Below are 26,951 nucleotides of genomic sequence, written 5' to 3'. Positions count from 1 at the left end.
GTCCGGTTGCGGGGGCGTGAGCCGCATGGATGCGGCGACCGAGCTTACATGGACGTACTTGCAGCGGCCCCCGCAACCGGACCCACCCCGCCATCCCATGGAATGCTTGGTGTTGCTGTTGCTGTTGCTCCGGCCTCGGCAGGTGCAGGGCGCAGCCCTGCCGGGAATCCCCTACTCCTGGGGGTCGCGGGTGATGTGGATGTCCGTTGGCGTGGACAGCGGAATGTTCCGCTCCGCCAGGATCTGCAACAGACTGAAATACAGATCGCTGCGGGTGCCGTACACCTGCCGTGGGCTGGCCACGTAGGCGAAGCTGTTGATGGTGATCTGGCCGCCGGCAATGCCGTCGATGTACACCGTCGGCGCGGGCGTCTGCAGCACGCTGGTGTGCGCGCCATAGGCATCCAGCATGGCCTGCCGCAGGCCGGCGACGTCGGTGCTGGTCGGTACCGCGAACTGGATCTGGATGCGGCCCTGGTTGTTGCCCATCGTCATGTTGCGGATGGTCTTGGTGATCAGCTCCGAGTTGGGCACGATCAACGTGGACTTGTCGCCCACCTGGATCTCGGTCGAGCGCACATTGATGCGGCGGATGTCGCCTTCCTGGTCACCCAGCTTCACCCAGTCACCGATCTTCACCGGTCGCTCGGCCAGCAGGATCAGGCCGGAAACAAAATTCTGGGTGATCGCCTGCAGGCCGAAACCAATACCCACCGACAACGCACTGACCAGCAGCGCCAGCTTCTGCAGGTTCAGTCCCATCACCGTCAGGGCCCACAGTACTGCGATGATGATGCCAAGATAGCGGGCGACGGTGCTGATTGAATTGCGCGCGCCCAGATCCAGTTCGGTCTTGGGCAGGTAGGTGTCGGCCAGCCAGCGCTGCACCACCTGCATCACCCCCAGCCCGGCCAGCAGCACGCCGATGGCCAGTACGATGCGGCCCGGCTCCAGCGTAAGGTCCTTGGCGATGGGAATGCCATTGGCCAGCGACGCGAAGCGCTCCACGATCGAGCCGACATTGCCGAAGGGCGCGGCCAGTGCCAGCAGCGCGATCAGGACCACGAAGGTGCGCAGCACCGCCGACAGCAGCACGCCGGCCTGCTCCAGCCTGGAGACGCTCAGGCCGGTGCTGAGCAGGATGGTCTGGCCAACCTTGCTGTCGGCGTTCAACAGCCAGGTGCAGAAATCATCGACGAACTTGAACAGCAGTGTGGCTGCCAGCACCACGATGCTGCCGCCGATCAACTGCTGGTTCACGAACTTGGCGAAGTTCACATAGCCCAGCAGCGTGGCGATGATCGCCGCCACCACCGCGATGTTGCCAGCCACGCGCGCCAGTACCAACCAACTGCTGCGGCGCACCGGCTGCTGTGCGCCGAGACCATCGGCCTGCGCTTCCAGCTTCGCTTCGGCTTCGGCCGTCTGCCGCCGGTGCAGGCGTGCCAGGGTCACCAGCATGGCCATGATCAGGCCGAGGTAGGTCAGCGCAATCACGCCATCCAGTGCCACCGTGGTCACGTCGCTGGTGCGGGTGGCACGGTCAATGGCCACCAGCACGTTGCTCAGCCAGGCCAGCGCAGCGGCACCCCAGGCGTACTTGCGCAGCTTCAGCGCGGCGGTGTCATCCAGGTTCAGCAGCCGCCAGGAGGGGCGCCTGGGCATCAGCAGGCACGCGCTGAGCGCGGCGATGAAGGCCGCAGCGAAGGTCGCCGCCACCAGGCCATCGGCCACGTTCTGCAGGCGCGGGGCGATGCCGCCAATGGCATTCAGCGAAGCCACCAGCACCACCACCGCATAGCCCGGCAGCAGGGTGCCCACCAGCAGCAGCCACATGGCCAGGCCGGAACGGCGCAGGCGGCCGTCCGGCGCGCGTTCCGAGGCGGCAAACCGGCGCCCCAGCGCGCGCAGCCACAGGCGCAGCGGGAACATCATCACCAGTGCTCCGGCCAGGCCGAGCAGCAGGGTGCCCCAGCCGTGGGTGTCGATGGCCTTGGCCAGGGTGTCACGCCCCTGTTGCGCCAACGGGCGCACGCGGGCGATGTCATCGGGAAGCTGATCGGCCACCTGCCGCCAGAGCGACGGCGACAGCGGTGAATCGACCTTGCGGCCCAGTTCCTCGCTGATCTGCGCGGAACGTTGCTTGTCGATGTCCGCACTCAACTGCTGGGCACGCACCGCGATGGCTTTGGCTTGGGCCACCGAGGCGGCCAGGGCATCGCTCTCGCGGCTGAGCGTACGTCGCTGCGCGGCCAGGTCGGGGGGCTCGGTGGTGCCCTGCGGCGCTTCACCCAGCTGGGCCAGCTGCTCTTTGAGCTGGTCCAGCTGTGGCTGCAGGGACTTTTCCAGCGCCTCGGCATCCCGCTTGGCCTTCGAGGCGTTCTCTGAAAGCGTGCCGAGTGTTTCGGTGGCTTCGGCGTCGTCACGCTTGCGGTCGATCTCCTTCAGCGCGCTGTCAATCTGTGCCAGCTGCTGCTTCGGCGTAGGCGCCTCGTTCTGCGCGAGCACCGGCGCGGACAGCAGAAGGACGGCACCCAGCAGCAGGCCCAGCCAGGGCCCGCGCATGCGGATCGATTGCAGGAAGGAAGACACGCCAGATGCACACCGGTTCGCGCGGACCACCGCGCCTGCGCGCGACTATACGGCACGACCGGTCAAGGTCGGATGCCCGGGGCGGCCCCGCCCGCAGCACCCGCCCCCGCGGTTCAGTACTTCAACCGCAGCTCCTCCACCGTCGGCTGCTGCAGCGCATACCAGTCCTGGAACTCTTCCTCGGTGATTTCGTCCGGGGCGTACACCGCCACCGGAGGCCAGTCGTGGTCGGTCGGCAGCGGCTGGCGCGGACCGGCGCGCAGGCTGTAGCTGACGCCCTCATAGTCCACCAGATCGTCGACCTGCGGCCATTGCTCGCGCGCGAACGCGGTTTCACTCTTCAACAGGATCACCTGGTACATCGGCACCTCCACTTCAGGTTGGATCGGAACACCCGGCGCTGGCGGCAGGATACCGCCGCGCCGATGACAGCGGGAATGACGCCGCGGCGACGCGATGTTCTGGACACCGCCATCGCTCCGGCTTCACCCGCTCGTGGCGAGGCCGTCGGCATCGTGGAGGCCCGTTCCCGCTGCGCCTGCCGATGACCGAACAGCTGCCACTGAAGACCGTCGCCGACCTCAAGCTGCCCCGCTACCTGGGCACCTGGTATGAGATCGCGCGCCTGCCCATGCGCCACGAGCCGGAAGGCTGCACCGATGTCTCGGCGCACTACAGCCTGCTCGACAACGGCAACGTCAGCGTCCACAACCGCTGCCGCATGGACGGCCAGGTCGAGGAGGCCAGCGGCGAAGCCTGCCCCGTCGACAACGACAGCGCGCGCCTGGAAGTGAGCTTCCTGCCCAAGGGCCTGCGCTGGCTGCCCTTCGCCAAGGGCGACTACTGGGTCATCCAGATCGCTCCGGACTACAGCGTGTCGCTGGTTGGCAGCCCCGATCGCCGCTACCTGTGGCTGCTGGCACGCGAGCCGAAGCTGGACGCCACCGTGCGGGACCATTATCTGGCCACGGCGCGGCTGCAGGGCTTCGATCTGTCCGAACTGATCCACACGCCGCACACCGGCCATCCCACCGCCTGACCCATCACCATGGACCTGAAAAGTGGCTATCCCTGGTGGGCCGTACGCAATGGCCTGATCCAGGCATTTCCCCCGCTGGAGGGCGACCTGCGCTGCGATGTGCTGGTGGTCGGCGGCGGCATCACCGGCGCACTGATCGCCGATGAGCTGTCAGGTCACGGTCACGATGTCGCCCTGATCGAGCAGCGCGACATCGGTTGGGGCAGCACCGCCGCCAGCACCGCGCTGCTGCAGTACGAGATCGACACCCATCTGCTGGAACTGGCCCAGCGCTATGGCCACGACGCGGCCACGCTGGCCTACCGGGCCTGTGCCGAGGCGATCCCGGCACTGGGCGAAGTGGCGCGTGGCCTGAAGGACGTGGACTTCCGGCGCATGGACAGCCTGTACCTGGCCAGTCGCCACCGCGACGTGCCCCGCCTCATGGCCGAGGGCCAGGCACGCCGCAGCGCCGGCCTGGACGCCCGCTGGCTGGGCCCGGAGGCGCTGGCGGAGCGCTTCGATGTGGACGCCGGCGGCGCATTGCTGACCCGGCAGGCAGCGCGGGTCGACCCTTACTGCCTCACCTATGGATTGCTGAAGCGGGTGCGCCAGCGCGGCGGCCACATTCACGATCGCACCGTGCTGCACACGCTGACGCCAGGCACACGGGGCGTAACCGCCCAGACCGAATCAGGCGCGACGATCCGCGCAGGCCACGTGGTGCTGGCGATGGGATACGCCAACCAGCGCTGGCTTTCGCAGCGCGTCGCACGCAACCGCAGCAGCTATGCCTTCATCACCGACCCTGTCGATGCCGCGGTGCTGGGCCCCCTGCAGCGCACGATGGTGTGGGAAAGCGCGCGCCCCTATCTGTACCTGCGGGCTACCGGCGACCGTCGCCTGCTGGTGGGCGGGCTGGACGATGCCATCGACATTCCGGCACGGCGCGACCGGCGGGTGGAAGGCAAGGCAGACAAGCTCATGAAGCAACTGCTGCACTGGTTCCCCAAGCTCGACCCGGTACCAGCATTCTCATGGGCCGGTACCTTCGCCGAGACCGCCGACGGATTGCCGTTCTTCGGCCCGCATGAACAGTGGGGGCCGCGCGTGCACCTGGCAATGGCCTACGGCGGCAATGGCATCACCTATTCCATGATCGGCGCACAGCTGCTGCGGGCCCGCATCGAGCGGCGCAAGCATCCGCTGGCGGAGCTGTTCGGGTTCGGGCGGCTGTGACCTGCAGCCGGGCATGGCCCGGCTCTACCCCAATCCGGCGCCGACAGGCATCATTCAAGCACGCCCTGCTAGCGTCGGCCTGTAACGCCGCGTGTGGCGTGGTCCCTGTCCGCTGGAGCGCCAAGATGATCCGCCCCCTGACCCTGCTGTTGTGCCTGGCCCTGCCCGGGACCGTGCTCGCCCAGTCCGCTGCCGGCGCCACCGCACCGCAGGCATCCGGGTTGGACCTGACATTGCCGCAGGCGCCGATGCGTTACCTCAACGATCCGACGTTGCAGCAGGACCCGCCGGGCACCTACTACGGTGACAAGAGTGGCCCGCGCGTGCACGACGATGCCCGCGTCGCCGACGTGCAGGACGACAAGGTGAAGGTCTCCGGCAGTTTCACCACCGGCATCGGGTACTCCAAGCGGGGTGGCAACAGCCACTACAACGCCGCCACGCTGAATCTGAGCAAGAACTACACCACCGACGAGGGCAAGACCCGCGGGGTGAACCTCAACATCCACGTCAGCGAAGGCGAGGGCCCGGGCTTCTTCGGCCCGTATGGCGGCTACTACGGTCGCGGCCCCGGCTACTGGGACTACCCGCCGCCCTACGGCTGGTAAGCAGCGCCGGGCCATGCCCGGCGAGCGCAGCGCATGCATCAGGCCGCCGGGCATGGCCCGGCGCTGCCCGAGGCGCTCAATCCAGCCAGCCGTCGCGTTCGCTGTGCAGGATGCGGCCGTCATAGCCGCTCAGGCGCACCTCGACCTTGTGGTTGCGGGCATTGCGCGCTTCCAGCGACCAGGTGGCGCCATCGCGCTCCAGCGAGTGGATCTCGCGCAGGCCCTGCGACTGTGCCTTGGCCAGCACCTGCTCGGTCGGCAGCAGCGCGCGGCCGTTGTGCTCATCGAAGATCTCGCCGGTCTTCGGGTCCACGTAGACCTCGCTGAAGCGGCCATCGGCGCGGCTGACGTCGGCTTCCCACAGGCCGTCATCGCGTTCGATCTCGTGGATCTGGGTGTAGCCGGCCTTGCGCAGGGCCTGCTCGGCCTGGGCCATGCCCAGCGGTGCAGCGTGCGCGGCCGGAGCGATGGCCAGCACGGCGACGGTGGCGAGGGTGAGCGACTTCAGCATGGGAGTTCTCCTGTTCGTGGCCGGACCATTCCGGCAGCACCACGATGCCGCGGTCGGCTAACAGCCCCTTAGCGGCCATCGTTAGTCGGCTGTTAGTCGGCGGTGCCATGCTCGCGCCTGTCGCCATCGCCCGAGGATCCGTCACCGATGCTGGTCTCCCTGCCCCTGCTGCTGGCCCTGGCCACTCCGGGCTCCGCTGCCGGCCCTGCGCCGGACCCGGCGCAGCAGGTCGCGCGCCGCGCCGTGCAGCAGGGCCGTTACGTGCCCCTGGAACAGGTGGTGCGCGACGCGCTCAGGCGCCAGCCCGGCCAACTGCTGGAGGTGGAGTTGGACGACGCGGTGTACGAGGTGGAGATCCTGCGTGACGACGGCGCAGTGGTGGAGCTGGACTATGATGCGCGCAACGGGACGTTGTTGAAGATGGAACTGGACGACTGATGCGGATCCTGCTTGCCGAGGATGACACCGAGCTGGCCAAACGCCTGCAGCCCCTGCTGGAGCAGGCCGGCTACGTGGTCGATGTGGCCACCGATGGCCGTCGTGCGGAAGAGATCGGCCAGATCGAGGACCTGCATGCCGCGGTCGTCGATCTTGGCCTGCCCGGCCTGGATGGACTGAGCGTGATCGAGCGCTGGCGTGCCCATGGCCGCGATTTTCCGGTGCTGGTGCTGACCGCACGCAGCCGCTGGCACGACAAGCTGGCCGGCTTCGATGCAGGCGCCGATGACTACCTGACCAAACCGTTCCAGGCCGATGAACTGGTGCTGCGCCTGCGTGCCCTGATCCGCCGCAGCCGGGGCCACGCCAGCCCGCGCCTGCAGTGCGGCCCCCTGCAGCTTGACGTCAACGCCGGTCGCTTTGAACTGGACGGGCAACCGTTGCCGCTGAGTCCCCAGGAGTTCCGCGTACTGAGTTACTTCATCCATCACGCCGGCCGCGTGATCAGCCGCGACCGCCTCGGCGAACAGGTCTTCGAAGGCGGTTACGATCCGGACTCGAACGCGCTGGACGTGCTGCTTGGCCGGGTGCGGCGCAAGCTGGGCGTGGAACTGATCCATACCGTGCGTGGCCAGGGTTGGCGGCTGGCCGAGGCATGAGCGCGCGCCAGCCTTCATTGCGGCGGCGGCTGCTGCTGGTGGGGGGCATCGGCCTGGTGCTGGTGTCGGTGCTGGCCAGCGTGCTGCTGGGCGAGCTGTTCAAGCGCAGCGCGCGCGACCGTCTTGACGGCGAGTTGCAGCAGGACATGCTGACTCTGCTCGCGCAGGCGGAGATCGATCCCGACGGACAGCTGCGGCTGCGCCAGGAACCCAACGACGCGCGCTTCCAGCGTGTGTTCTCCGGCGCCTACTGGCAGATCACCGACCACAACGGCAAGGTGCTGCTGCAGTCGCGCTCGCTGTGGGACCAGACCCTGCCGGTCACAGCCACCGGCCCGGCCGAGCGCAATCTGAGCGGGCCGATGCAGCAATCGCTGCGTGCCCGTGTGCAGCAGGTACGCCTGCCACGTGCATCGCAGCCCTACATTGCGCTGGTTGCCCATGATCGCAGCGCGCTGGACGCGGACACCGCCGCCTTCCGTCAGCGCAGCGCGCTGGCGCTGGGCCTGCTGGTCGCGGCATGGCTGGCGGTGCTGGCCAGCCAGGTGCATTTCGGCCTGCGCCCACTACGCGGCCTGGGCCAGCAGCTGGAACGCATCCGCCGTGGCGATGCCGAGCGCATCGACCGCAGCCGGCTGGATCTGGAGATCGCGCCGCTGGCCGATGAGCTCGATGCCCTGCTCGATCACCACCAGCGCATGGTCGCGCGCGCGCGCAGCAGCGCCGAGGACCTGGCGCATGCGCTGAAGACGCCGCTGAGCGTGTTGGCGGCCGAAGCGGAGGGTGAAGGACGCGGCTGGCGGCGCACGGTGCACGAACAGGGCGCGCGCATGCGTGCGAGCATCGACCGCTACCTGGCCGCCGGCCTGGCCGTGGACCACCACCAGCGCAGCGATGTGGCGCCCGCGGTGGAGGCATTGTGCCGATTGATGACCCGCGTGCATGCCGGCCGCCGCATCCGCTTCCAGATGGACGTGGCACACGGGCTGGCCTTCGCCGGCGCAGCCACCGACCTGGAGGAGATGCTGGGCAACCTGCTGGACAACGCCGGCAAATGGGCCGCCAGCGAAGTACGCCTGCGGGCCCTGGCCAAACAGGACCGGCTGCATATCGAAGTGCGCGACGACGGCCCGGGGCTGGACGAAGCCAAGCTGGAGAGTGTCCTGCAGCGTGGCGTACGCCTGGACGAACGGGTGGAAGGCAGCGGCCTGGGCCTTGCGATCGCCGCGGAGATCGCCGCCAGCCACGGCGGCTCACTGCGCCTTTCCAACGAGAACCCGGGACTGCGCGCACGGCTGGAACTGCCGCTGGCCCCGACGGACGCCCCGCCTCCCCGGTAGAGCCGCCCCGGCGCTGCACGACCCGCCTCAGCGGTGATGCATCCACCAGCAGTCGATGGCGTCGAGCACGATGTGGATCACCAGGCCGATGCCCACCAGACGGGTCTTCTTCGGCACGCACAGCCCGGCGTACACCGCGATCGCCGGCGCGGTGTGCAACGGGTGGAAGCCGATGCTGCAGCGGTTCGGCGCGTAGATCGGATCGGCCAGCAGATGGTCGAGGTCGATGATCCAGCCCAGCAGCATCAGCAACCACGCCGACGCAAAGCGCTTGCGCCAGAACAGCCATGCCAGCAGGGCTGGCACGGCGGCATGCAGGAACAGGTGGAAGATCGCGCGGGCGCTCATCAGGACCGGTAGCGCCGGGCCATGCCCGGCGTGGCCGCAGGCATCAGACCAGCGGCTCGTCGGACAGGTAGGTGTAGCCGGTCAGGCCCGCCTCCAGCGCCTGCGACAGTTCCTGCGCACGCTCCGGCGACAGCCCGGCGGCAGCCACGCGCTGGGCATAGGCCGCGCGCAGGTCGTCCAGCCGGTAGCCCACGTAGTCCAGCATCACGTCGGTGGTGTCGCCACGACGCTGCTGGGTGATCGCGTAGCCGTCCGCATCGGCCACCACTTCCACCGCGTCGGTGTCACCGAACAGATTGTGGATGTCGCCCAGGATCTCCTGGTAGGCACCGACCATGAAGAAGCCGATGCGGTAGCTCTCGCCGTGCTTGATCGCGTGCAGCGGCAGCGAACTGTCCAGGCTCTCGTTCTCGACATAGGTCTTGACCATGCCGTCCGAGTCGCAGGTCATGTCGGCAATGATGCCGCGACGGTCCGGCACTTCGTCCAGCCGCTCGATCGGCACGATCGGGAACACCTGGTCGATGGCCCACGCGTCGGGAATCGATTCGAACACGCTGAAGTTGACGAAGTACTTGTCGACCAGGCGCTCGTTCAGTTCATCCAGCGCCGGACGGTGGCTCTTCTCGTCATAGCTCAGGCGCGCACGCACGCCGTGGGCGATGGCGTAGAACAGGTCGTCGATGCGCGCACGCTGCGGCAGGTCGATCTGGCCCAGCGCGTAGCTGGACAGGCCTTCGGCATGGAAGTGCTGCGCCTCCTGGAACAGTTCCACCGCCGGGCGCACGTCCAGTTCCTCGTGGATCTCGCGCAGATGACGGATCGAAGCCGGCTCGTCATCGTGCTGGTCCGGCACGCGGCCTTCCTGCGCCTGTTCCACTTCGGACACATTCGCGATCAGCACTGCATGGTGCGCGGTCATCGCACGGCCGCACTCGGTAACGATGCGCGGGGGGGGCAGGCCGTGCTCTTCGCAGGCGTTGGCCAGCGGCTGCACGATGTTGCTGGCATACGAATTCAAGCCGTAGTTGATCGAGCAGAAGCTGCGCGACCGGGTGCCTTCGTAATCCACGCCCAGGCCGCCGCCCACGTCCACATGGGTGATCTTCGCGCCCAGCTGCGACAGTTCAACGAAGTAGCGGGTGGCTTCGCGCATGCCGTTGGCGATGTCGCGCACGTTGGAGATCTGCGAGCCCATATGGAAGTGCAGCAGGCTCAGGCAATCGGCGTACTCGGTATCGCGCAGCGACTTCCACAGGTCCAGCAGCTGGCGCGGGGACAGGCCGAACTTGGCCTTGTCGCCCCCGCTGTTCTGCCACTTGCCGGCGCCCAGCGACGCCAGCCGCATGCGCACGCCCAGGCCGGGCTTCACGTCCAGCGCCTTGGACTCTTCCAGCACCAGCTTCAGCTCGGACGGCTTCTCGATGACGATGAAGGTCTGCAGGCCCAGCTTGCGACCGATCAGGGCCAGGCGGATGTACTCACGGTCCTTGTAGCCGTTGCAGACGATCAGGCCGCCCGGGCGCGACAGTGCCAGCACCGCCATCAGCTCCGGCTTGCTGCCCGCTTCCAGGCCGAAGCCCTCGCCGTGGTGGCTGGCCAGGGTACCGGCCACGCCGCGGTGCTGGTTGACCTTGATCGGGTACACCGCGGTGTAACCACCCGCGTAATCCCAGTCCTGCTGGGCCTGGGCGAATGCCGCCTGCAGCTTGCCCAGGCGCTGGCCGAGGATGTCCGGGAAGCGCACCAGCAGTGGCAGCTTGGCGCCCGCCTCGCGGGCGGCGTCCACCACCTTGGGCAGCGACACCACCGGGCCGTCCGCCCCGGTCGGTCTCACCACCATGTGCCCGGCCTGATCCACGTCGAAGTAACCATCCGCCCAATGCGGGATCGAGTAGGTCTTGCGGGCTTGGTCGAGGGACCAATCGGTCATTTCAGTCGGCCTTGTTGGCAATAAAAGGGGGGGCATGATAACGCCTATATGCCCACAGGTTCGTTATCATGCGCGCCCGCGCCCGTGACCCGGCTCCTGCCGGACCTGAACAGGCCGATCCGTCCGGATGTGGCTTGCGCCACGCGGCCCCGTGCCGCCAACCCGGCTCTACCCCCTCCGAACAGGACCCCAGAAGGACACGTCCCATGACTGACAGCAACAACTGGTACATCGAGCATTTCGAGCGCACCGGCTCGGCCATCGGCTACCGCATCACCGGCAAGCTGGACGAGGTGCAGTCGCCCTTCCAGAAGATCGAGATCTTCCAGACCACCGACTGGGGCAACCTGATGACCATCGATGGCGCCATCATGCTGACCAGCAAGGACAACTTCTTCTATCACGAGATGATCAGCCACCCGGTGCTGTTCACCCACGCCGCCCCCAAGCGCGTGGTGATCATCGGTGGCGGCGACTGCGGCACCCTGCGCGAAGTGCTCAAGCACAAGGGCGTGGAGAGCGTGACCCAGTGCGACATCGACGAGCAGGTCACGGTGATGGCGCGCAAGCACTTCCCGGAGCTGTGCGACTCCAACGACGATCCGCGCGCCGAACTGCTGTTCGACGACGGTGTGGCCTACATGGCCAACTGCCCGGCCGGCAGCGTGGACGTGGTGATCGTGGACTCCACCGACCCGGTCGGCCCGGGCGAAGGCCTGTTCAACAAGGCCTTCTACGAGAGCTGCTTCAAGGCGCTGAAGGACGATGGCATCCTGGTTCAGCAGTCCGAATCGCCGCTGATGCAGCTGGAACTGATCAACGAGATGCGTACCGAGATGGGCAAGGCCGGCTTCGGTTCGTTCAAGACCCTGCCGTTCCCGCAGCCGTGCTACCCGACCGGCTGGTGGAGCGTGACCATGGCGCGCAAGGGCGACAGCAGCTTCGACTTCCGCCAGGCCGATTCGGCCGCCAAGACCTTCACGACCCTGTACTACACCGCCGCGCTGCACACCGGCGTGCTGGTGACCCCGCCGTTCGTGCAGGCGGCACTGAAGAGCTGATCCAACAAAAAACCCGCGCTGGCAGCAGCGCGGGTTTTTCATTTGCAGGCAACGCCGGGCGATGCCCGGCGTTTCGCTTACAGCGCCCAGATTCCGGCAATCACCGCCGCCACCAGGCCCCACTTGATGACCTGGTAGGCCACCACGCTGCGCTCGCGCAGCGCCTTGGCCTTCAGGCGCACCTTGTACAGGCTGCCGAATGCCTTGTTGACACCCCCGGTCGGATCACCTGGCAGGTTCGGCGAAGCGCCACCGGCCAGCAGCGTGGCGGCCACCGCACGGTTGAACAGGCCCGGCAGGCCGAAGCGCAGCGGGCGCGCGATGTCGCAGAACAGGATCACTCGGTCCTGCTCGGTCTCGTTATGCGCGTGGTGGATGTAGGTTTCGTCGAACATCATCCACTCGCCGTCGCGCCAGCTCTTCCGGATGCCGTCCACTTCGATGTAGCAGGCATCATCGTTGGGGGTGCTCAGGCCCAGGTGCAGGCGCAGCGAACCGGCGAACGGATCGCGGTGCGGACGCAGCTCGCTGCCCGGCGGCAGCTGCGCGAACATCGCTGCGCGAACATCCGGAATCGACTCGATCAGGGCCACGGTCTTCGGGCACAGCGTCTTCGCCGACGGGTGCGAGGGGCCGTACCAGCGCAGGTAGAAGCGCTTCCAGCCACGGCGGAAGAACGAGTTGAAGCCCGCATCGTTGAAACTGCTGGACGCAGCGATCTTCTGCGCATCGCGCAGCGCCAGCGCCTCGTCACGGATCATCTGCCAGTTCTGGCGCAGGGGTTCCAGCTGCGGGAACTCCTTGCCCGGGTCCAGAAACGGCGTGGTCGGCACCTTCGAGAACATGTACATGACCACGTTGATCGGGGCCATGAAACTGGAGTGGTCCAGCAGCTGGCGCGACCAGCGCGCGCGGACCTTGCCACGGAAGTGGATGTACAGCACGCAGGCCACGAACAGCACTGCCAGTACGATCTTGATCATCAAAAACTTTCCTCCGGCGGCAGCCGGAACGGGAATCAGGGGGCGATGCACGGCGCAGGCGGCCGGCATCGGTGGCAACGCGGCAGGGGACGGGGACGTGCCGGAACGGGGCGGCCGCCGATGTCGCGGATGAACAGCTTATGGTCGGCAGGCCGTGCGCCGGGGTCAAGCCACACGTGCGCCATGTTCAGCGGCGCTTGGCTGAACGGGTGGATTTCTTCTTCAACTTATTGATTTTCAATGCCCCAAGCCGAGAAGTGAGACGAAATTGTCCGCCCGTGCGCGACGAACTGTTCCAGCCACGGCCCCGACATTTCTCCGACAGAACGTGGATTAGCGAACTTGCCGGTACTAAAATTGACTTAACGAAAGTTTAGCCAGTTTCCCCCGCCTCACCGGTTCGCTTGACGCTTCAGCGCCGCCCACCGGGTCGTCCGAGACCCCGCCATGCCCCTTCCTGCCTCCCCCTGCCAGACCTGCGGCGATGACGCCACCACGCCCCTGCTGCTCAAGCGTGGCGAACGCCTGCTGGCCCCCGATGTCTATCGCACCTGCCTGGATGGCCGCGAGGCCGTCATCAAGGACTACTCCCGCTATCGCGGCACGCCGCTGTCGCTGGTCGCACGCCTGATGGTGCGCCGTGAAGCGCGCATGCTGCAGCGCCTGGGCGGCTGGAAGCACGCGCCGGCGCTGCTGGGAACACTGGGAGGCCTGGCACTGGGCATGGAGTTCATTCCCGGCCAGACCCTCAGCACCGCCCAGGCAGTCGGCAATGAAGTGTTCGAGCAGCTGCAGCACGCACTCAGCCGCCTGCATGCGGCCGGCATCACCCATAACGATCTGCACGGCACCAACGTGGTGGTCAGCGGCGGCGTACCGGTGCTGCTTGACTTCACCTCGGCCTGGCGCGCACCGCGCTGGCTGCGCCGCAATCCGCTGACCCGGCAGATGCGCCGCAGCGACATGAAGAACCTGCTGAAGATCCGCCAGCGCGTGACCGGGCAGGCGCCCAGCGCCACCCAGGCCGCCCTGGTGGCCGACCCCGGCTGGGTGGCCGCAGTGCGCCAGGGCTGGAAGCGGTTCTATAAGTGGGCGAAGCGCCGGTAAGCGTCGCTCCGCTCACCGCTTTACCGCTCCTTGTAGAGCCGAGCCCATGCTCGGCTGCTCTTTGTAGAGTCGAGCAAGCTCGACTCTACATGACGGCGGAAGGGCAGCCGAGCATCGGCTCGGCTCTACAACATCCCGCCGGACGGCTTACAGCGCGTCTGCGTCCAGCTCGCCGGTACGGATACGCACCACGCTGCCCAGGTCATACACGAATACCTTGCCGTCGCCGATCTTGCCGGTACCGGCCGCCTTGACGATGGCTTCCACCACCGCCTCCACCTGGTCATCGGTCACCGCCACTTCCAGCTTCACCTTCGGCAGGAAGTCGACCACGTACTCGGCGCCACGGTACAGCTCGGTATGCCCCTTCTGGCGGCCGAAGCCCTTGACCTCCGTCACCGTGATGCCGGTGACGCCACGCTCGGCCATCGCTTCGCGCACGTCGTCGAGCTTGAACGGCTTGATCACCGCCATGACCATCTTCATCGTCGATCTCCTGTCTTCCGGCGTGGAGGATAGCGCCTGAACGCGCCCGGTGCGACGCCGCGGCTGCCTGTCCGGGCAGCGCGCGCCGGCAGTATCCTTGTGGCTGAACGGCCTGCCCGCGCCTGATGCGCGGGCGCCACCCACGGAGCACCCCATGATCGACCTGAACCAAATCGATGACCTCGCCCGCCGCCTCAGCGACCTGGTGCCGCCGGGCCTGCGCGAATCACGCGAGGAACTGCAGGCCACCTTCAAGAGCGCGCTGCAGGCTGGCCTGGCCAAGCTCGATCTGGTCACGCGCGAGGAATTTGAAGTGCAGCGCGCGGTGCTGCTGAAGACCCGCCAGAAGCTGGATGCGCTGGAAACAGCGGTGCGCGAGCTGGAAGGGCGCCGCGCCGCAGAATGAAAAAGGAGGCGCGCTGCGCCTCCCACTTACAGATTATTTCCCGGATGGGGCCTTGCAGCAAGGCCCACCTGGCCCCCTAGACTCGCCGGCCTGTCGATCCGGCAGGACAACCTGGGGGTATCGCGATGACGCAGGACACCGAATGGACACCCGTTTCGCAGGACACCTGCGATCAGGTCGCCGGGCCGTTCTATCACGGCACCCGGGCCGACCTGGCCACGGGCGATCTGCTGGTTGCCGGCTACGGCTCCAACTATCGCGATGGCGTGGTGATGAACCACATCTACTTCACCACGATTGCCAAAGGTGCCGGGCTGGCCGCGGAGATGGCCCGGGGCGAGGGGCGGCCGCGTGTGTACGTGGTGGCACCGACCGGGCCGTTCGAGGACGACCCGAACGTCACCAACAAGAAGTTTCCCGGGAACCCGACGCGGTCGTATCGCAGTGCGCAGCCGCTGCGGATTGTCGGTGAGATCACCGAGTGGGAACCCTACGATGCGGACTTCATCCGGCAGTTGAGGGAATTCGTCGCATCGGGGAGTGGCGAGATCATCAACTGATGGTCTATTGGTGCTGAGCGTTGCGCACATCTTCATCGGCATCGTAGATGTCAAGGCCGAGCTCGATGCCGCGCTCTCCCAGGGCGAGCAGGACCTTGGGCGAAAGCGAGACACCATCATTGCTGCTGCCCATGAAAAGGCCGCAGAACAGGTCAGGCCGGAACCGTGCCAGCGACTTCCATATGGCGGGATCTCCGGTGAGCTGATCAAGGATCTCAAAAATCTGAGCCTCCAGATCTTCAGGCTCACGACGCATCGCGGCCATTCGCCAGCTTCCGGTCCTGGCGATACGCACGACGCCCGAGTGGCTGCCTCCAAGTTCCTGGCCCTTGTGATGCGAGGCGGTTGGAGCCGCCCCCAGCAGGGCACTGATCTCATCCGGCAGAAGGTCGTCGCCGAAAAATCGAAGCGTTACCAGGGAATGATCGAATGCTGCCATTGAAGTCGGGTCGTCTTTTCGGAATGTCTTTCAGTATGCGCGTCCCGTCAATGTCAGCCTTGATCGGACCTGCGCGATTGCCCCGTGCCTGCACGCCTGTCCATCAATGCGCGGGCTGCGTCTGTAGTGCACTTGGCCCCCTGCGCAGCAGGTACAGCGCGACCAGGAAGGGCCACAGGGAGTTGATGGAAGAGAACAGGCGCTGGGTGAGTCCCCTGAAACCCTGCGGATCCGCGCCCACCAGGTTCAACCATAGATAGACCACTGCCGCGATGCTCACCACGGCAGTCACGGCATAGGCCCTTCGGTTGGCCGACCAGGCCCTCAGTTCGATATGCGACATCGCCGGCGCAATGATGTTCGCGATACCGATGGCGTAGAAGCCGTGCATCGGATGACCCATGGGCCAGAGCCCATTGGTCAACATGGAGACGCCAAAGATCATCCAGCAGGCGGCACCCACGGCGATCCGGCGACCGGATTCCCGCCATAGCGCGATGGCAAACAGTACGAACCCCAGCCCGCAGCCGATGGCGGCGATCCGTCCGCACAGGCTTGCGAGCACGGGTGCCTGCAGCAGCTCGCTGGCGTGCTGTGCAATCGGGTTGTAACCGGGTGCGAGCATCGCAGCAACGGTGGTCCAGAACAGGAACCATGGCAGGGGTATCAGACCCGCGAAAAGAAGAGGTCGGCTGTGACGCAACATCTGCAATGATCCTTGTCGGGGTCTGCGGGGGCGGCGAATCCATTCAAACACCACCGCCTTCTCGTACTGCGGGCAGCCACGTCCAGGTGCCTGCCGCGGCAGTCAGACTCGGCGTGGCGCGCTGGACGGTCAATAGGTGGAAAGTCACTCGCACCTTCGCAGACGCGCGCCGCACGCTGTCGCAATCAACGCACTCTTCTCCCTCCAACAGACGAATCTGACGGGGCCGTCGCAGAAGTACCGAAAGCCCCGCCGTTCAAGCCTCTCGCGCCACTCCTCCCTGTACGACAATGCCAGAAACGTCTCGGGCCTGGCCGCATTGGCCCCGATCCCTTGGCACTCCCCACAACGGCAGGTAATTGTTGCCCGGCCACCCTGCATCGGTGGCCGGGCCTCGAAAACCCGCCGTTGTGATGAAGTCTCCGCCTGCCGGCCATGGCGGGCGGTGCGTGGGGGCCTCGTGCCCGCCGGCCCAACACAACCCGGTTTTCGAGCCACGCATCGTCCGCCCCCCTACTGGTGGCAGCTTATGCCCGCCCGTGCCGGCGCATTCCCTCAGTAGTCGTAGCTCACGCTGACGCGCAGCGAGCGCGGTGCCTGCCGTACCGTCGCTGCGCCGTACAGCGGGTCCGGCTGCCCCGGATCCAACTCGGAGTACGGCGATTTCCACAACGCCACCTGGCTGTTGAATACGTTGAACACATCCAGGTTGAAGCCCAGTCGCCCAGCCGCCACCGAAGGCCGGTAGGAGACTCCCAGATCCAGCTGTTTCAGCCAGGGCAGCCGCCCCTGGCTGCCCGGAGGCGCGGGCTGGCCGTTGTAGAAGTGGTAGGCAATGCCGTAGCCGGAAGGGTCTTCGAAGTTCGGGCCATACGAACCCAATGCGCTGAACGGCGCGCCGGAAATCACCTTGAGGTTGGCCGAGACCAGCCATTCCGGCGTCAACTGGTAGTAACCATGCAGCTTGAACTGGTGGGTGTGGTCGTTGCTCTGCGGCCCGTTGGTGTGTTCCATCAGCTGCGCGTAATCCCAGGCCTGCGTGGTCGACACCGCCGTCTGGCCGATGCCCGACAGCAGCTGGCCTTCGGTGGTGCCATAGCTGCGCGACCACGTGTAGTCCGCCCGGCCATACCAGCGGCCATCAAACGGGTGCTCCAGCGACAGGTTCACCGCGTAGTAGTTGCGCTTGAACCTGGGGAAGCCCATCTCGGCATTGGTCAGCGGCACGCTTACGTAGTTGCCGCTGGTATCGACCAGATTGAAGGTGTTCGCGCGGCCAGGATTGATCAGCCAGCAGCTGACCGGATTGCTGTCCTTGGTGACGTCATACCCCAGGCTGTCGGCCTTGGCCAGCACCGCGCCAATATCGCAGTAGTCATCCACGCCGCTGCGCAGCACCCGATAGGTCGCCTTCGCGCCGTACACCCAGTTCTGGCCGAGCGCCCTGCTGAAGCCCAGGATGAACTCGTCCTGGTAGGACGGCTCGATGCCGGAGGTCGCCACCGTCTTCGGATCGGGCAGCACGCCGTAGTAGTTGTTGGCCGACACAGCGCCGGAGAACGCGGTGAGGTCGGTTGGATAACCGTTGCTGTCGATGCCGCCATAGGTGTAGTACGTCGAGGTGGCCAGCGTCGCGCCCGCCGCGTTGAAGGCCGGGTTGAGCGGCAGCGCGAGGTAGTAGCGACCCGCGTTGCCGAACACCTTGAAGCGCCCGTCGCCGTCGACGTCCCAGCTGAAGCCCAGCCGCGGCGCCCACTGCCCGCTGGTCTGCTTGATGTAGGCGTCGCCATCGCGGTTGTAGTTGGTGAACTGATCCAGGCGCAGGCCCAGGTTCAACAGCAGGCGGTCGGTCACCTGCCAGTTGTCCTCGACGTACTGCGCCCGCTGCGAGGCGCGTACCGACGCCAGTGCGCTGTAGATGTACTGGCGCACGTAATAACCGTCCTCACCATTGCGGATGCCGCCGGTGGCCGGCACGCCCAGGCCGGTATTGAGGGGCACGTTCGGGTTGGACTGGCCATAGATCCAGTAGTAACCGTCGGCGGAGGCCACCGAGCCACGGTTGAGCGCACGGGCATTCTGGTTGTCGATGCCGACCGTGATGCTGTGGTTGCCCCATCTGTAGTTCGCATCCAGTCGCAGGTTGTTGGTGCGGTTGCCGCGATCCGGGTTGACCAGCAGCGACGTGGTCTGCGCATTGGTGATCGGCGTACCACCGTTCAGCGCCGGATTCTGCAGCGTGGCGCTGCTGATGTAGGTCAGGCTGCCGTCGTAGGCCGGGTTGCCGATGTAGTCATCGGTACGCATTTCGCCATACTGCGCGCTGACGGTAAGCCGGTCGGTCAGGTAGCCGGTGTACTTGGCCGTCCACAGGTCGCCACCGGTCTTGGTGGTGTCTTCCTTGCCACGCTGCGCACCGCGGGTGAGCGTGTCGTAGTCGTAAGCGAAGCTATCGCCCCGGAAGACATTGCGGCTGGAGGCTCCGGTCAGTTCCAGCAGGTGGTTGTCGGTGATGTTCCAGTCCAGCTTGGCGTACCAGCGCGGGCGGTCGTACTCATAGCGGGAGTAAGCATTGGTCGCCTCCACATTCTTGACGTCGGTGCCCTCACGGCGCTCGAGCTCGTACGAGCCGAAGAAGAACAGCCGGTCTTCCAGGAGCGGGCCACCGGCGTAGATGCTCTGCGTGGTCACCCACTCGCGGTCCTGGCTTTCCGGTGAATACAGCGCGCCATTGCCCGGGTAACGCACATCGTCCTTGTCCGAGCGCGTGGACGCTGGTTCCCAGGTGACCTGGCCACCGAATCGCCACTGATTGGTGCCGCGCTTGCCCACCGCATTGATGACGCCGCCATCGGAACGGCCGTACTTGGCGCTGTAGCCACCGGTGTAGATTTCCTGCTGGTCGATGCTGCCGTAGGGCAGCGTGAGGCCACCCAGACCGCGCAGTGGATCGGTGCTGTTGAAGCCATTGATGTAGTAGGCGTTCTCGGCAGCGGACGAACCGCCGAAGCTCACCAGCTGTGCACCGGTCGGGCCGGCATAGGTGCCATTGCCACTGTTGCCGTTGACCCCGGGCGCAAGCTGCGCGATCGCCTCGGCCGAGCGACCCAGTGGCAGGCGCTGCAGCTGCTCGGCCGTGATCACCGTGCGCGAGTCCACGCTGCTGACATCGATCGCAGCCGCGGCCCGGTCGGCGCTGACCTGCACACCGTCCAGCCGGGTGACGTCAGCGAAGGACACCTCGGTACTGGCGCCTACCGTCAGCGAAATGCCCTCGCGGGTCTGCAGCACGTTCCCTTCGGCATCGCGTGCTTCCACCACGTAGCGGCCCAGTGGCAGCTGGCCGGCGGTAAAGCGGCCTCGCCCATCGACCGTCACCTCGCGGGTGAGGCCGGTATCGCTGCGAACGAAGATGCGCTGGGCGGTGGCCGGCGCCTGTCCGGCGATCGCGCCGGTGGTGGACTGTGCATGAAGTGTGGGAGACGCGGTGGCAAGCAACACCGCCAACGCCAGCAATCGCGGGCGCAGTGAAGAACGAGCTGTCGTCATCGTGGGCTGTACGGGTAGTGGGGGAAGCAATGCCAGCCGCAATCGGTGGACCAGACATCGCACATTCATTAACCCCGCCCGCGCCCCAATGCAGAAATGCTCAGTGGTTATCTGCTTTTGGCCGACGGTCATACCGAGCCGCGCGCGCGTCGGTGCCTCCCCCCCCTCCTCGTGCCACGCAGGAAAGCCCTAGGCGCCTGGCCAGCAATGCCTGATGGCGACGGACAGAGTGACGGCCGCACCATCGAGCCTCTCTCTCTGCAGGAAGCACACATGAGCCTGGCCCTGGTCTACAGCCGTGCCCGCGCCGGGGTCGAGGCCCCGCTGGTGCGGGTGGAAGTACATCTTTCCGGTGGCCTGCCCGCCACCCAGATCGTCGGCCTGGCCGAAACCAGCGTGCGCGAGTCGCGCGAACGCGTACGTGCGGCGCTGCTCTGCGCGCGCTTTGATTTCCCGCAACGGCGCATCACCCTGAACCTGGCGCCCGCCGATCTGCCCAAGGAAGGCGGGCGCTACGATCTGGCCATCGCCCTGGGCATTCTTGCCGCCAGTGGCCAGATCCCGCCGCAGTCGCTGCTGCCGTACGAGTTCCTGGGCGAGCTGGGCCTGACCGGCGAGCTGCGCCCGGTTGCAGGCGCGCTGCCCGCCGCCATCGCGGCGGCCGAAGCGGGCCGCATCCTGGTGGTCCCACCGGGGAATGCGGCCGAATCGGCGCTGGCCGAACACGCCGACGTGCGCGTGGCCCGCACGTTGCTGGAATGCTGCGCCGGGTTGGGCAATCCGCGCCTGCTGCCGCAGGTTGAGCGGGTGGACACCATGCCCCCGCCGCTGCCGGATCTGGCCGATGTGCGCGGGCAGGTGCATGCACGGCGCGCGCTGGAAGTGGCTGCGGCCGGCGGGCACCATCTGCTGCTGATCGGCAGCCCCGGTTGTGGCAAGACCCTGCTTGCTTCACGCCTGCCCGGGCTGCTGCCAGCGTCCACCGAGATCGATGCCTTGCAGCTGGCGGCCATCGCCTCGGTCAGCGGCGAAGGGCTGGACCCGAAGCGATGGCGACAACGACCGTTCCGCGCGCCACACCACAGCGCCAGTGCTGCGGCACTGGTGGGCGGCGGCAATCCGCCCTGCCCCGGCGAGATATCACTGGCGCACCATGGGGTGCTGTTCCTGGACGAACTTCCCGAGTGGAACCGGAGCGCGCTGGAGACCCTGCGCGAGCCGCTGGAATCGGGCCACATCCGCATCGCCCGCGCTGCACGCAGCGTGATGTTTCCGGCGCGGTTCCAGCTGGTCGCGGCGATGAACCCCTGCCCCTGCGGTTGGGCCGGCGACCGCAGCAACCGTTGCCTGTGCACCGATGAGCGGATTACCCGCTATCGCGCCCGAGTCTCCGGCCCGTTGCTGGACCGCATCGACCTGCACATCGCGGTGACGCGCATGGATGCGGTGGAGCTGCGTGAGAGCACGCCGCTGGGCGAGCCCAGTGATGCGGTGCGCGGGCGGGTGGAGGCTGCGCATGCGCGGCAGCAGATGCGCGGGGGACTCAATGCGCATCTGCCGCCCGCTGCGCTGCGCGCGTGCACGCGGTTGGGCGAGGCCGACCAGGACCTTCTGGAACATGCCATCGAGCGCCTGCAGCTGTCAGCGCGCGCGATGCACCGCATTCTGCGCGTGGCACGCACGATTGCCGATCTGGCCGGGTGCGAGAACATCCAGACCGCACATCTGGCCGAGGCGATTGGCTATCGGCAGCTGGATCGGGGGAAGGCGAGCCAGTGATGCTGCGTCATGACCGCAACCGCTCCAGCAATGCCGGCAGCCATTCCGGCTTGAACACGCAGGCAGGCTGCTCTCTCATTTCCTCTGCGCGCCACCACTTCCAGTCCGTGATCGTGGCGTTCTCCTCTTCTGTCCAGCCGTCACGTCGAATGGCTGGCTGTTCGGGAGCGTGAACCAGAAAATACGTCTCCAGCCATCGCGCGGGTGTCGAACGGGCGACCGCATAGACGGCGTCCCTTTCCTCAACGAGCCTGCCGATCTGCAGGTTCAGTCCGGTTTCTTCCCGGAGCTCGCGCCGCGCCGCGTCCAGATAGCTCTCGCCCGGCAGAAGTTCACCGCCCGGGGTCGCCCAGAAGGGCGCGTGGTGTTCGTCGTGGTACCGGAACAACAGAAGCCTTCCGTCTTCATCGACGATCACCAGGCGCGCGGATCGTCTGGTCTCCATGATTTCCTCCGTCTGTCGATGCCCGCTGGACCGCACACGATAGGCGAAAGCTCAAGAGATGAAAAAGAACATGCGCAGCTGCTTCATGCCGCAGTCATGGCGTGCGGGCCCTTGGCGGAACGGGCGACGAGGCTTGGCAAACGTCGGTGGATCGGCCAAAGTTCGGGCTTCATGTCTCCTCATGCGCGCGGCCCATGACACGCCTGCTCATCATTGAAGACAATCCCGAGCTGGTAGCCAATCTGTACGCGTTCCTGGAACCACTGGGCTACGTGCTGGACGATGCGCGGGACGGCGCCAGCGGGCTGCGCCGCGCGACGGAGAACGACTATGACGCCGTTCTGCTGGACCTGATGCTGCCCCGCCTCGATGGGATGACGCTGTGCCACAGGCTTCGGCAGGAGTTCCAGAACCCCATACCGATCCTGATGCTCACCGCGCGCGACCAGGTGGACGACCGGGTGCAGGGCCTTGCCCTGGGCGCGGATGATTACCTGGTCAAGCCGTTCTCACTGGCCGAGCTGGATGCCCGCATCAAGGCCCTGGTACGTCGAGCCCAGGGCCGGCAGGTGGACACGGTGATCGCGTGGCAGGAGCTGCAGGTGGATACGCGCTCGCCGCAGGCATGGCGGTGCGGCAAGGCGATCAGCCTTACGCCGACGGCCCACAAACTGCTCGTTTCACTGGTGCGGGCGGCGCCGGCCGTCGTGCGCAAGCAGGAGATGGAGTACCTGATCTGGGGTGACGAGCCGCCTGACAGTGGCGCGTTGCGAACGCATATCCACGAGTTGCGCCTGCAGGTGGATCGGCGCTTCGACTACCCGCTCATCGCAACGGTACACAGCGTAGGCTGGCGTCTTTCCAACCCCGCGCCCGGGCAACCGGAGTAGGTCATGCCGACAGGACCGACGGCGTGGACGTCGATCTATCAACGGATGTCGCTGCGGACGCGCATCACGGTCTCCTTCGTGCTGCTGATGGCCGGAGCCATGTGCTTCATCGCCGTGGTCGAGCTCGTCGACTATGACGAGGTACGCGCCTCGGCGGTCTCACGGGCGCAGGATGGCGAGGTACGCAGGCTGGAGGATGCGATCCGCCTTGGATCACCACGCGTGGTCACGCATGACAGTCAGCTCTATGACGAGGAGAACGTGCCGACCGTGCTGCGCCAGTATGGTCCCGGTTACCACGGCGAGCCCGCACCCAACGAGTGGCACCTGCGGGTGTTCGACGTCGAGCGCAAGCGCTACTACCTGCTCCAGGACGGCGAGCACTATGCCTACCTTGAACACCTGATCAATGCCTTCGCCGCACTGGTCATCCTGACCTGCGTACTGTGCGCCTACTGGATCGGGCGACTGACGTCGGCCCACGTCATCGCTCCGATCACCCGACTTTCCGAGGCGGTGCAGCGCACATCCAAGCCGTTCCCGTACCAGGACGCGCGCGACGAAATCGGCGTTCTTGCGCGTGCCTTTGCCCAGCATAGCGATGAGCTGGAGCGGTTCCTGCACCGCGAGCGGTGCTTTGCCGGAGACGCCAGCCACGAGCTGCGTACGCCCTTGGCCATCATCGCTGGCGCGGCCGAGACACTGCTTCACCAGTTGCCGCCCGACAGCCATCTGCTGCCCAGCGCCGACCGCATCCTGCGGACCACACAGGAGATGCAGCGCCAGCTGACCTGCCTGCTGCTGCTCTCCAGATCCCCTGCGAGCCTTTCTCTGACCGACGTCCCGTTGCGTGCCATTGTCCAGGAGTGCATGGCACGCTGTGCACCCTGGCTCGCAGGGAAGCCCGTGACACTGCGGCTGGATGCACCAGAGGAGGTCACTGTGGTCACCCATGCGGAGCTGGCGCATTGCGTCGTGTGGAATCTGCTGCGCAACGCCTGCCAGTACACCGACAAGGGCGAGGTCCGCATCGCCCTGCGGGAGGGCGAGCTGGCCATCGCCGACACCGGTCCGGGCCTGCCCCCGACCATCGACCCTGCCCAGTTCAGCAGGTTCCTTCCCAGCGCACGCCAGGATGGCGAAGGGCTGGGGCTGTCCATCGTGCAGCGCGTGGTAGAGCACCTTGGGTGGCAGATGAAGGTGGAGACATCTGCTCAGGGGTGCCGATTCCTGCTTCACCTGTCCTCGCCGCAAGCGCGTGCCTGACACTTTGCTGACATTGCCCGCCACATTCTGGCCACCTTTTCATGGAGAGGCAGGTCAACAATGCAGCAGCACGCACCGCAGGGTGACGGCAAGTACCGACACGGCAGAACCGGATTCCGACGCATCCTGCACACACTGATTCACTCACGCGACGGTTTCATCGCCACATTCCGCGGGGAGGCAGCATTCCGCCAACTGCTTGTCCTGCACGGCCTGCTCATGACGATGGCCTGTGTGCTGGACATCAGCGCGGTGGAGCGTGCCGTGATGCTGGCCGTCAGCCTGCTGAGCCTCGTGGTTGAACTGCTCAACTCGGCCATCGAGGCGGTGGTCGATCGCATCTCGCTCGAGTACCACCCCCTGTCAAAGAACGCCAAGGACATGGGCAGCGCTGCGCAGAGCGTGGTGCTTGTGATGGTCGCGCTGGTATGGGCGGTGATCCTGCTGGGTCCGCATCCGCAGCTGACAACTTCCTGATGAACGCGTCCAGATACTGCGCGCCTCTCTGGCTCCGCAGGATCTGCACGTGCGCGATTGCTTCACGTGGCATCGGCCACATCCGGTAACGCTTGTCTGGCTCTCGGCCGCGTTCTTCGCAACGGCGGGCAACATGGCCCTCTGGAAGAGCCTGTGGTCCATCGTGGAGATCCATGGCTTTCGCAGCGCACTGTTCATCGGCTCGTTGCCATTGCTGCTGTTCTGCCTGTTCAACCTCCTGCTGACACCCGTCGGGATGCTGCCCTTGCTGCGCAAGCCGCTTCTGGCGCTGCTGCTGATCGTCAGCAGCGCCGCCAGCTACTTCATGCTGCATTACGGCGTACTGATCGACAGAAGCATGGTGCAGAACGTGCTGGAGACCAATCAGGCCGAGATGGCTTCCTACTTCTCGCTCCCGCTGGTGCTGTCCGTCCTCCTGCTGGGCGTGCTGCCCTCATGCATCCTGCTGCTCATGCGGACGGGCAATCACGGCCGTCCGCTGCGATCCTCCCTGGTGTGGCTGGCAAACGTTCTTGCCACGATGATGGTGCTCGTCACCATTGCGTTGGGCTTCTACAAGGACTATTCATCGCTGCTGCGGAACAACCGCTATCTGAGGGAACAGGTACTGCCACTGAACATCGTGCGGCACACCTATGGCCATCTCGGCAGCAGCCACCGCGCCCGTCTCCAGCCGCTGCGCACATTGGCCGACGACGCCGTGCGTGCACAGGGCCCCCGACCCCGGCTGGTGATCCTCGTCGTAGGGGAGACCGCCCGATCCCGGAATTTCCAGCTCAACGGCTACGACAGACCCACCAACCCGATGCTGTCGCGCAAGGACAACGTCATCAGCTTCCAGAGCGTATCGTCCTGTGGGACCGCCACCGCGATCTCCCTGCCGTGCATGTTCTCATCCATGCCGCGCACACGGTTCGATGCGGAGAGGGCCGCGTCGCAGGAGAACGTCCTCGACATCCTGAGGAAGACCGGTGTCGACGTGGTCTGGCGTGACAACAACAATGGCGGCTGCAAGGGCGTGTGTGCGCGGGTGCCGACGGATTACATGGGACAGTTGAAGGTCGACAGCCTGTGTACCAACGACGATGGCACGTGCCTTGACGAAATCCTCCTTCACGGGCTGTCATCGCGCATCGAAGCCATGCAGGGCGACGGCCTCGTCGTTCTGCACCCGCTGGGCAGCCATGGCCCCACCTACTTCCAGCGATACCCCGCAGACGCCCGTGTCTTCAGTCCAACCTGCGACAGCAACCAGATCCAGAAGTGCAGCAATGAAGCGCTGGTCAACACGTATGACAACACGCTTGTCTATACCGATCGCATGCTCGGCAGTGCGATCGACCTGCTGCAGTCCTACTCGGACGACCGCGATGTGGCCCTGATCTACGTTTCCGACCACGGTGAGTCACTCGGCGAGCACGGCCTGTACCTGCATGGAACGCCCTACCTCATCGCGCCACAGCAGCAGACCCAGGTGCCCATGATCATGTGGTTCTCCGCGCAGCTCGCCTCCCATGCAGAACTGGATCCTGCGTGCCTGCGCCGCGATGCGGCTACGCGGGTGTTCAGCCATGACAACCTGTTCCACTCACTGCTGGGCCTGTTCCAGGTCAGTACCACCGAGTATCACGCCGGGCTGGATGTCTTCGCCGGATGCCGCGGGCCATCAGCGGGGTCCGGTCCTCGCGCGATCGCCTGCCCCGCTGCGCGAGGCACCTCTGCCCCGGGCAGCGACGGCTGCCAGACGGCGACTGACGAGACCGTAGAGGTCCTGCAGTTCGGCCGAACGCTCGGCAGTGGTATTGCTGCCGAACATGACCCGCGCGAGTGCGACTTCCTGGGTGTCCGCAGGAAATCGCAGGCGGGTGCGGTAGACCGCCTGCAGAACCAGCCAGGCCCGCCGCAGGCCCCCGCCGGGTAGGGGGCGGACAAGACGCTCATAGACCTGCCAGAACTGATATTCGGCGTCGAGATCGACCCCGGGCACAGCGCAGGGCGCGGGTCGCGGGCATGCTCGGACGCCCGGACGGATCGGTGGTTGGGCGGAATCGGACTGGGCCATGCCAGGAAGCATGACGCGGCAACATTGT

Annotated in this window: 26 protein-coding genes; 15 read left to right on the top strand and 11 right to left on the bottom strand. The window is 66.2% G+C overall.

From position 1 onward, the window contains the following. Positions 1-171 precede the first annotated feature (171 nt). The gene (locus ACVOJ1_RS16280) at positions 172-2,565 is read right to left on the bottom strand and encodes a DUF3772 domain-containing protein (RefSeq protein ID WP_262219057.1); all 2,394 of its coding nucleotides are present in this window, start codon (positions 2,563-2,565) and stop codon (positions 172-174) included. Positions 2,566-2,705: 140 nt separating this feature from the next. Continuing rightward, the gene (locus tag ACVOJ1_RS16275) at positions 2,706-2,954 is read right to left on the bottom strand and encodes a hypothetical protein (protein WP_053520409.1); all 249 of its coding nucleotides are present in this window, start codon (positions 2,952-2,954) and stop codon (positions 2,706-2,708) included. Between the two features lie 182 nt (positions 2,955-3,136). Between ACVOJ1_RS16275 and ACVOJ1_RS16270 the strand changes: the two genes are divergently transcribed. From ACVOJ1_RS16270 to ACVOJ1_RS16260, 3 genes are all read left to right on the top strand, one after another. Continuing rightward, a complete protein-coding gene (locus ACVOJ1_RS16270; RefSeq protein WP_053520408.1) occupies positions 3,137-3,631 on the top strand; it encodes a lipocalin family protein in 495 nt (164 codons plus the stop codon). A 9-nt stretch (positions 3,632-3,640) separates the two neighbouring features. After that, positions 3,641-4,849, top strand: coding sequence for an NAD(P)/FAD-dependent oxidoreductase (locus tag ACVOJ1_RS16265; protein WP_065181517.1), 1,209 nt, complete (start codon positions 3,641-3,643; stop codon positions 4,847-4,849). A gap of 125 nt (positions 4,850-4,974) precedes the next feature. After that, positions 4,975-5,457: a hypothetical protein gene (locus ACVOJ1_RS16260; RefSeq protein WP_346480646.1), complete on the top strand. Its 483-nt coding sequence runs from the start codon at positions 4,975-4,977 to the stop codon at positions 5,455-5,457. Between the two features lie 76 nt (positions 5,458-5,533). Here the strand turns inward: ACVOJ1_RS16260 and ACVOJ1_RS16255 are convergent, their stop codons facing one another. Beyond that, on the bottom strand, positions 5,534-5,968 hold the full coding sequence (locus ACVOJ1_RS16255; RefSeq protein ID WP_262218987.1) for a PepSY domain-containing protein: 435 nt from the start codon (positions 5,966-5,968) through the stop codon (positions 5,534-5,536). A 147-nt stretch (positions 5,969-6,115) separates the two neighbouring features. Here ACVOJ1_RS16255 and ACVOJ1_RS16250 point away from each other — a divergent pair, with 147 nt between their 5' ends. The 3 genes from ACVOJ1_RS16250 to ACVOJ1_RS16240 are packed head-to-tail and all read left to right on the top strand — an operon-like array spanning position 6,116 to position 8,405. Beyond that, positions 6,116-6,406 carry a PepSY domain-containing protein gene (locus tag ACVOJ1_RS16250; RefSeq protein ID WP_053520369.1) on the top strand — a complete coding sequence of 97 codons (291 nt, stop codon included), beginning with the start codon at positions 6,116-6,118 and terminating at the stop codon, positions 6,404-6,406. Next, positions 6,406-7,065 (top strand): response regulator transcription factor, encoded by a 660-nt coding sequence (locus ACVOJ1_RS16245; RefSeq protein WP_053520370.1) that lies wholly within the window; start codon positions 6,406-6,408, stop codon positions 7,063-7,065. Before ACVOJ1_RS16250 ends, ACVOJ1_RS16245 begins: the two co-directional genes overlap by 1 nt. Next, entirely contained in the window at positions 7,062-8,405 is a 1,344-nt protein-coding gene (locus ACVOJ1_RS16240; protein WP_197572272.1) for a sensor histidine kinase, read from the top strand. The genes ACVOJ1_RS16245 and ACVOJ1_RS16240 overlap by 4 nt, the downstream gene beginning before the upstream one ends. Positions 8,406-8,432: 27 nt before the next feature. Here ACVOJ1_RS16240 and ACVOJ1_RS16235 read toward each other — a convergent pair whose 3' ends face one another. Next, positions 8,433-8,753, bottom strand: a complete 321-nt coding sequence (locus tag ACVOJ1_RS16235) for a DUF6122 family protein (protein WP_065174355.1) — start codon at positions 8,751-8,753, stop codon at positions 8,433-8,435. A 43-nt stretch (positions 8,754-8,796) separates the two neighbouring features. Further along, complete coding sequence (speA, locus tag ACVOJ1_RS16230) at positions 8,797-10,686, bottom strand: arginine decarboxylase (protein WP_053520373.1); 1,890 nt, start codon at positions 10,684-10,686, stop codon at positions 8,797-8,799. A 206-nt stretch (positions 10,687-10,892) separates the two neighbouring features. On the opposite strand from speA, the gene speE reads away from it, so the two are divergent. After that, a complete protein-coding gene (gene speE, locus ACVOJ1_RS16225) occupies positions 10,893-11,747 on the top strand; it encodes a polyamine aminopropyltransferase (protein ID WP_053520374.1) in 855 nt (284 codons plus the stop codon). Positions 11,748-11,824: 77 nt separating this feature from the next. Here the strand turns inward: speE and ACVOJ1_RS16220 are convergent, their stop codons facing one another. Further along, positions 11,825-12,730 carry an aspartyl/asparaginyl beta-hydroxylase domain-containing protein gene (locus ACVOJ1_RS16220; protein WP_053520375.1) on the bottom strand — a complete coding sequence of 302 codons (906 nt, stop codon included), beginning with the start codon at positions 12,728-12,730 and terminating at the stop codon, positions 11,825-11,827. A 447-nt stretch (positions 12,731-13,177) separates the two neighbouring features. Here ACVOJ1_RS16220 and ACVOJ1_RS16215 point away from each other — a divergent pair, with 447 nt between their 5' ends. Further along, positions 13,178-13,837, top strand: coding sequence for an RIO1 family regulatory kinase/ATPase domain-containing protein (locus ACVOJ1_RS16215; RefSeq protein WP_053518133.1), 660 nt, complete (start codon positions 13,178-13,180; stop codon positions 13,835-13,837). A 147-nt stretch (positions 13,838-13,984) separates the two neighbouring features. Here the strand turns inward: ACVOJ1_RS16215 and ACVOJ1_RS16210 are convergent, their stop codons facing one another. After that, positions 13,985-14,323, bottom strand: a complete 339-nt coding sequence (locus ACVOJ1_RS16210) for a P-II family nitrogen regulator (protein WP_065174353.1) — start codon at positions 14,321-14,323, stop codon at positions 13,985-13,987. A 154-nt stretch (positions 14,324-14,477) separates the two neighbouring features. On the opposite strand from ACVOJ1_RS16210, the gene ubiK reads away from it, so the two are divergent. After that, a complete protein-coding gene (gene ubiK / locus ACVOJ1_RS16205; protein ID WP_053518135.1) occupies positions 14,478-14,729 on the top strand; it encodes a ubiquinone biosynthesis accessory factor UbiK in 252 nt (83 codons plus the stop codon). Positions 14,730-14,854: 125 nt separating this feature from the next. Beyond that, positions 14,855-15,289 (top strand): NAD(+)--rifampin ADP-ribosyltransferase, encoded by a 435-nt coding sequence (arr, locus tag ACVOJ1_RS16200; protein ID WP_074900061.1) that lies wholly within the window; start codon positions 14,855-14,857, stop codon positions 15,287-15,289. Between the two features lie 4 nt (positions 15,290-15,293). Here arr and ACVOJ1_RS16195 read toward each other — a convergent pair whose 3' ends face one another. The 3 genes from ACVOJ1_RS16195 to ACVOJ1_RS16185 form a co-directional block, all read right to left on the bottom strand. Next, positions 15,294-15,728, bottom strand: coding sequence for a DUF4279 domain-containing protein (locus tag ACVOJ1_RS16195; RefSeq protein WP_277381164.1), 435 nt, complete (start codon positions 15,726-15,728; stop codon positions 15,294-15,296). A gap of 103 nt (positions 15,729-15,831) precedes the next feature. Further along, positions 15,832-16,434, bottom strand: coding sequence for a DUF998 domain-containing protein (locus tag ACVOJ1_RS16190; protein WP_197571361.1), 603 nt, complete (start codon positions 16,432-16,434; stop codon positions 15,832-15,834). A gap of 555 nt (positions 16,435-16,989) precedes the next feature. Next, on the bottom strand, positions 16,990-19,983 hold the full coding sequence (locus ACVOJ1_RS16185; protein ID WP_346480645.1) for a TonB-dependent receptor: 2,994 nt from the start codon (positions 19,981-19,983) through the stop codon (positions 16,990-16,992). 273 nt (positions 19,984-20,256) lie between these two features. Here ACVOJ1_RS16185 and ACVOJ1_RS16180 point away from each other — a divergent pair, with 273 nt between their 5' ends. Further along, positions 20,257-21,762, top strand: a complete 1,506-nt coding sequence (locus tag ACVOJ1_RS16180; RefSeq protein WP_346480644.1) for a YifB family Mg chelatase-like AAA ATPase — start codon at positions 20,257-20,259, stop codon at positions 21,760-21,762. A 7-nt stretch (positions 21,763-21,769) separates the two neighbouring features. On the opposite strand, the gene ACVOJ1_RS16175 is transcribed toward ACVOJ1_RS16180, so the two are convergent. Beyond that, positions 21,770-22,207 (bottom strand): NUDIX hydrolase, encoded by a 438-nt coding sequence (locus tag ACVOJ1_RS16175; protein WP_346480643.1) that lies wholly within the window; start codon positions 22,205-22,207, stop codon positions 21,770-21,772. Positions 22,208-22,401: 194 nt separating this feature from the next. Here ACVOJ1_RS16175 and ACVOJ1_RS16170 point away from each other — a divergent pair, with 194 nt between their 5' ends. The 4 genes from ACVOJ1_RS16170 to ACVOJ1_RS16155 all read left to right on the top strand — a co-directional run bounded on the left by ACVOJ1_RS16170 (position 22,402) and on the right by ACVOJ1_RS16155 (position 26,782). Then, positions 22,402-23,097 carry a response regulator transcription factor gene (locus ACVOJ1_RS16170; RefSeq protein WP_053518144.1) on the top strand — a complete coding sequence of 232 codons (696 nt, stop codon included), beginning with the start codon at positions 22,402-22,404 and terminating at the stop codon, positions 23,095-23,097. An 87-nt stretch (positions 23,098-23,184) separates the two neighbouring features. Next, on the top strand, positions 23,185-24,363 hold the full coding sequence (locus ACVOJ1_RS16165; RefSeq protein WP_346480648.1) for a sensor histidine kinase: 1,179 nt from the start codon (positions 23,185-23,187) through the stop codon (positions 24,361-24,363). A gap of 60 nt (positions 24,364-24,423) precedes the next feature. Then, positions 24,424-24,840 (top strand): diacylglycerol kinase, encoded by a 417-nt coding sequence (locus ACVOJ1_RS16160; protein WP_180875596.1) that lies wholly within the window; start codon positions 24,424-24,426, stop codon positions 24,838-24,840. A 49-nt stretch (positions 24,841-24,889) separates the two neighbouring features. Then, positions 24,890-26,782, top strand: coding sequence for a phosphoethanolamine transferase (locus tag ACVOJ1_RS16155; RefSeq protein WP_346480642.1), 1,893 nt, complete (start codon positions 24,890-24,892; stop codon positions 26,780-26,782). Positions 26,783-26,951: the final 169 nt, after the last annotated feature.

The organism is Stenotrophomonas sp. STEN225, assembly GCF_056756445.1.
Note: the sequence above shows the minus strand (reverse complement) of the source record. Positions and strands in the feature narration are given on the sequence as shown.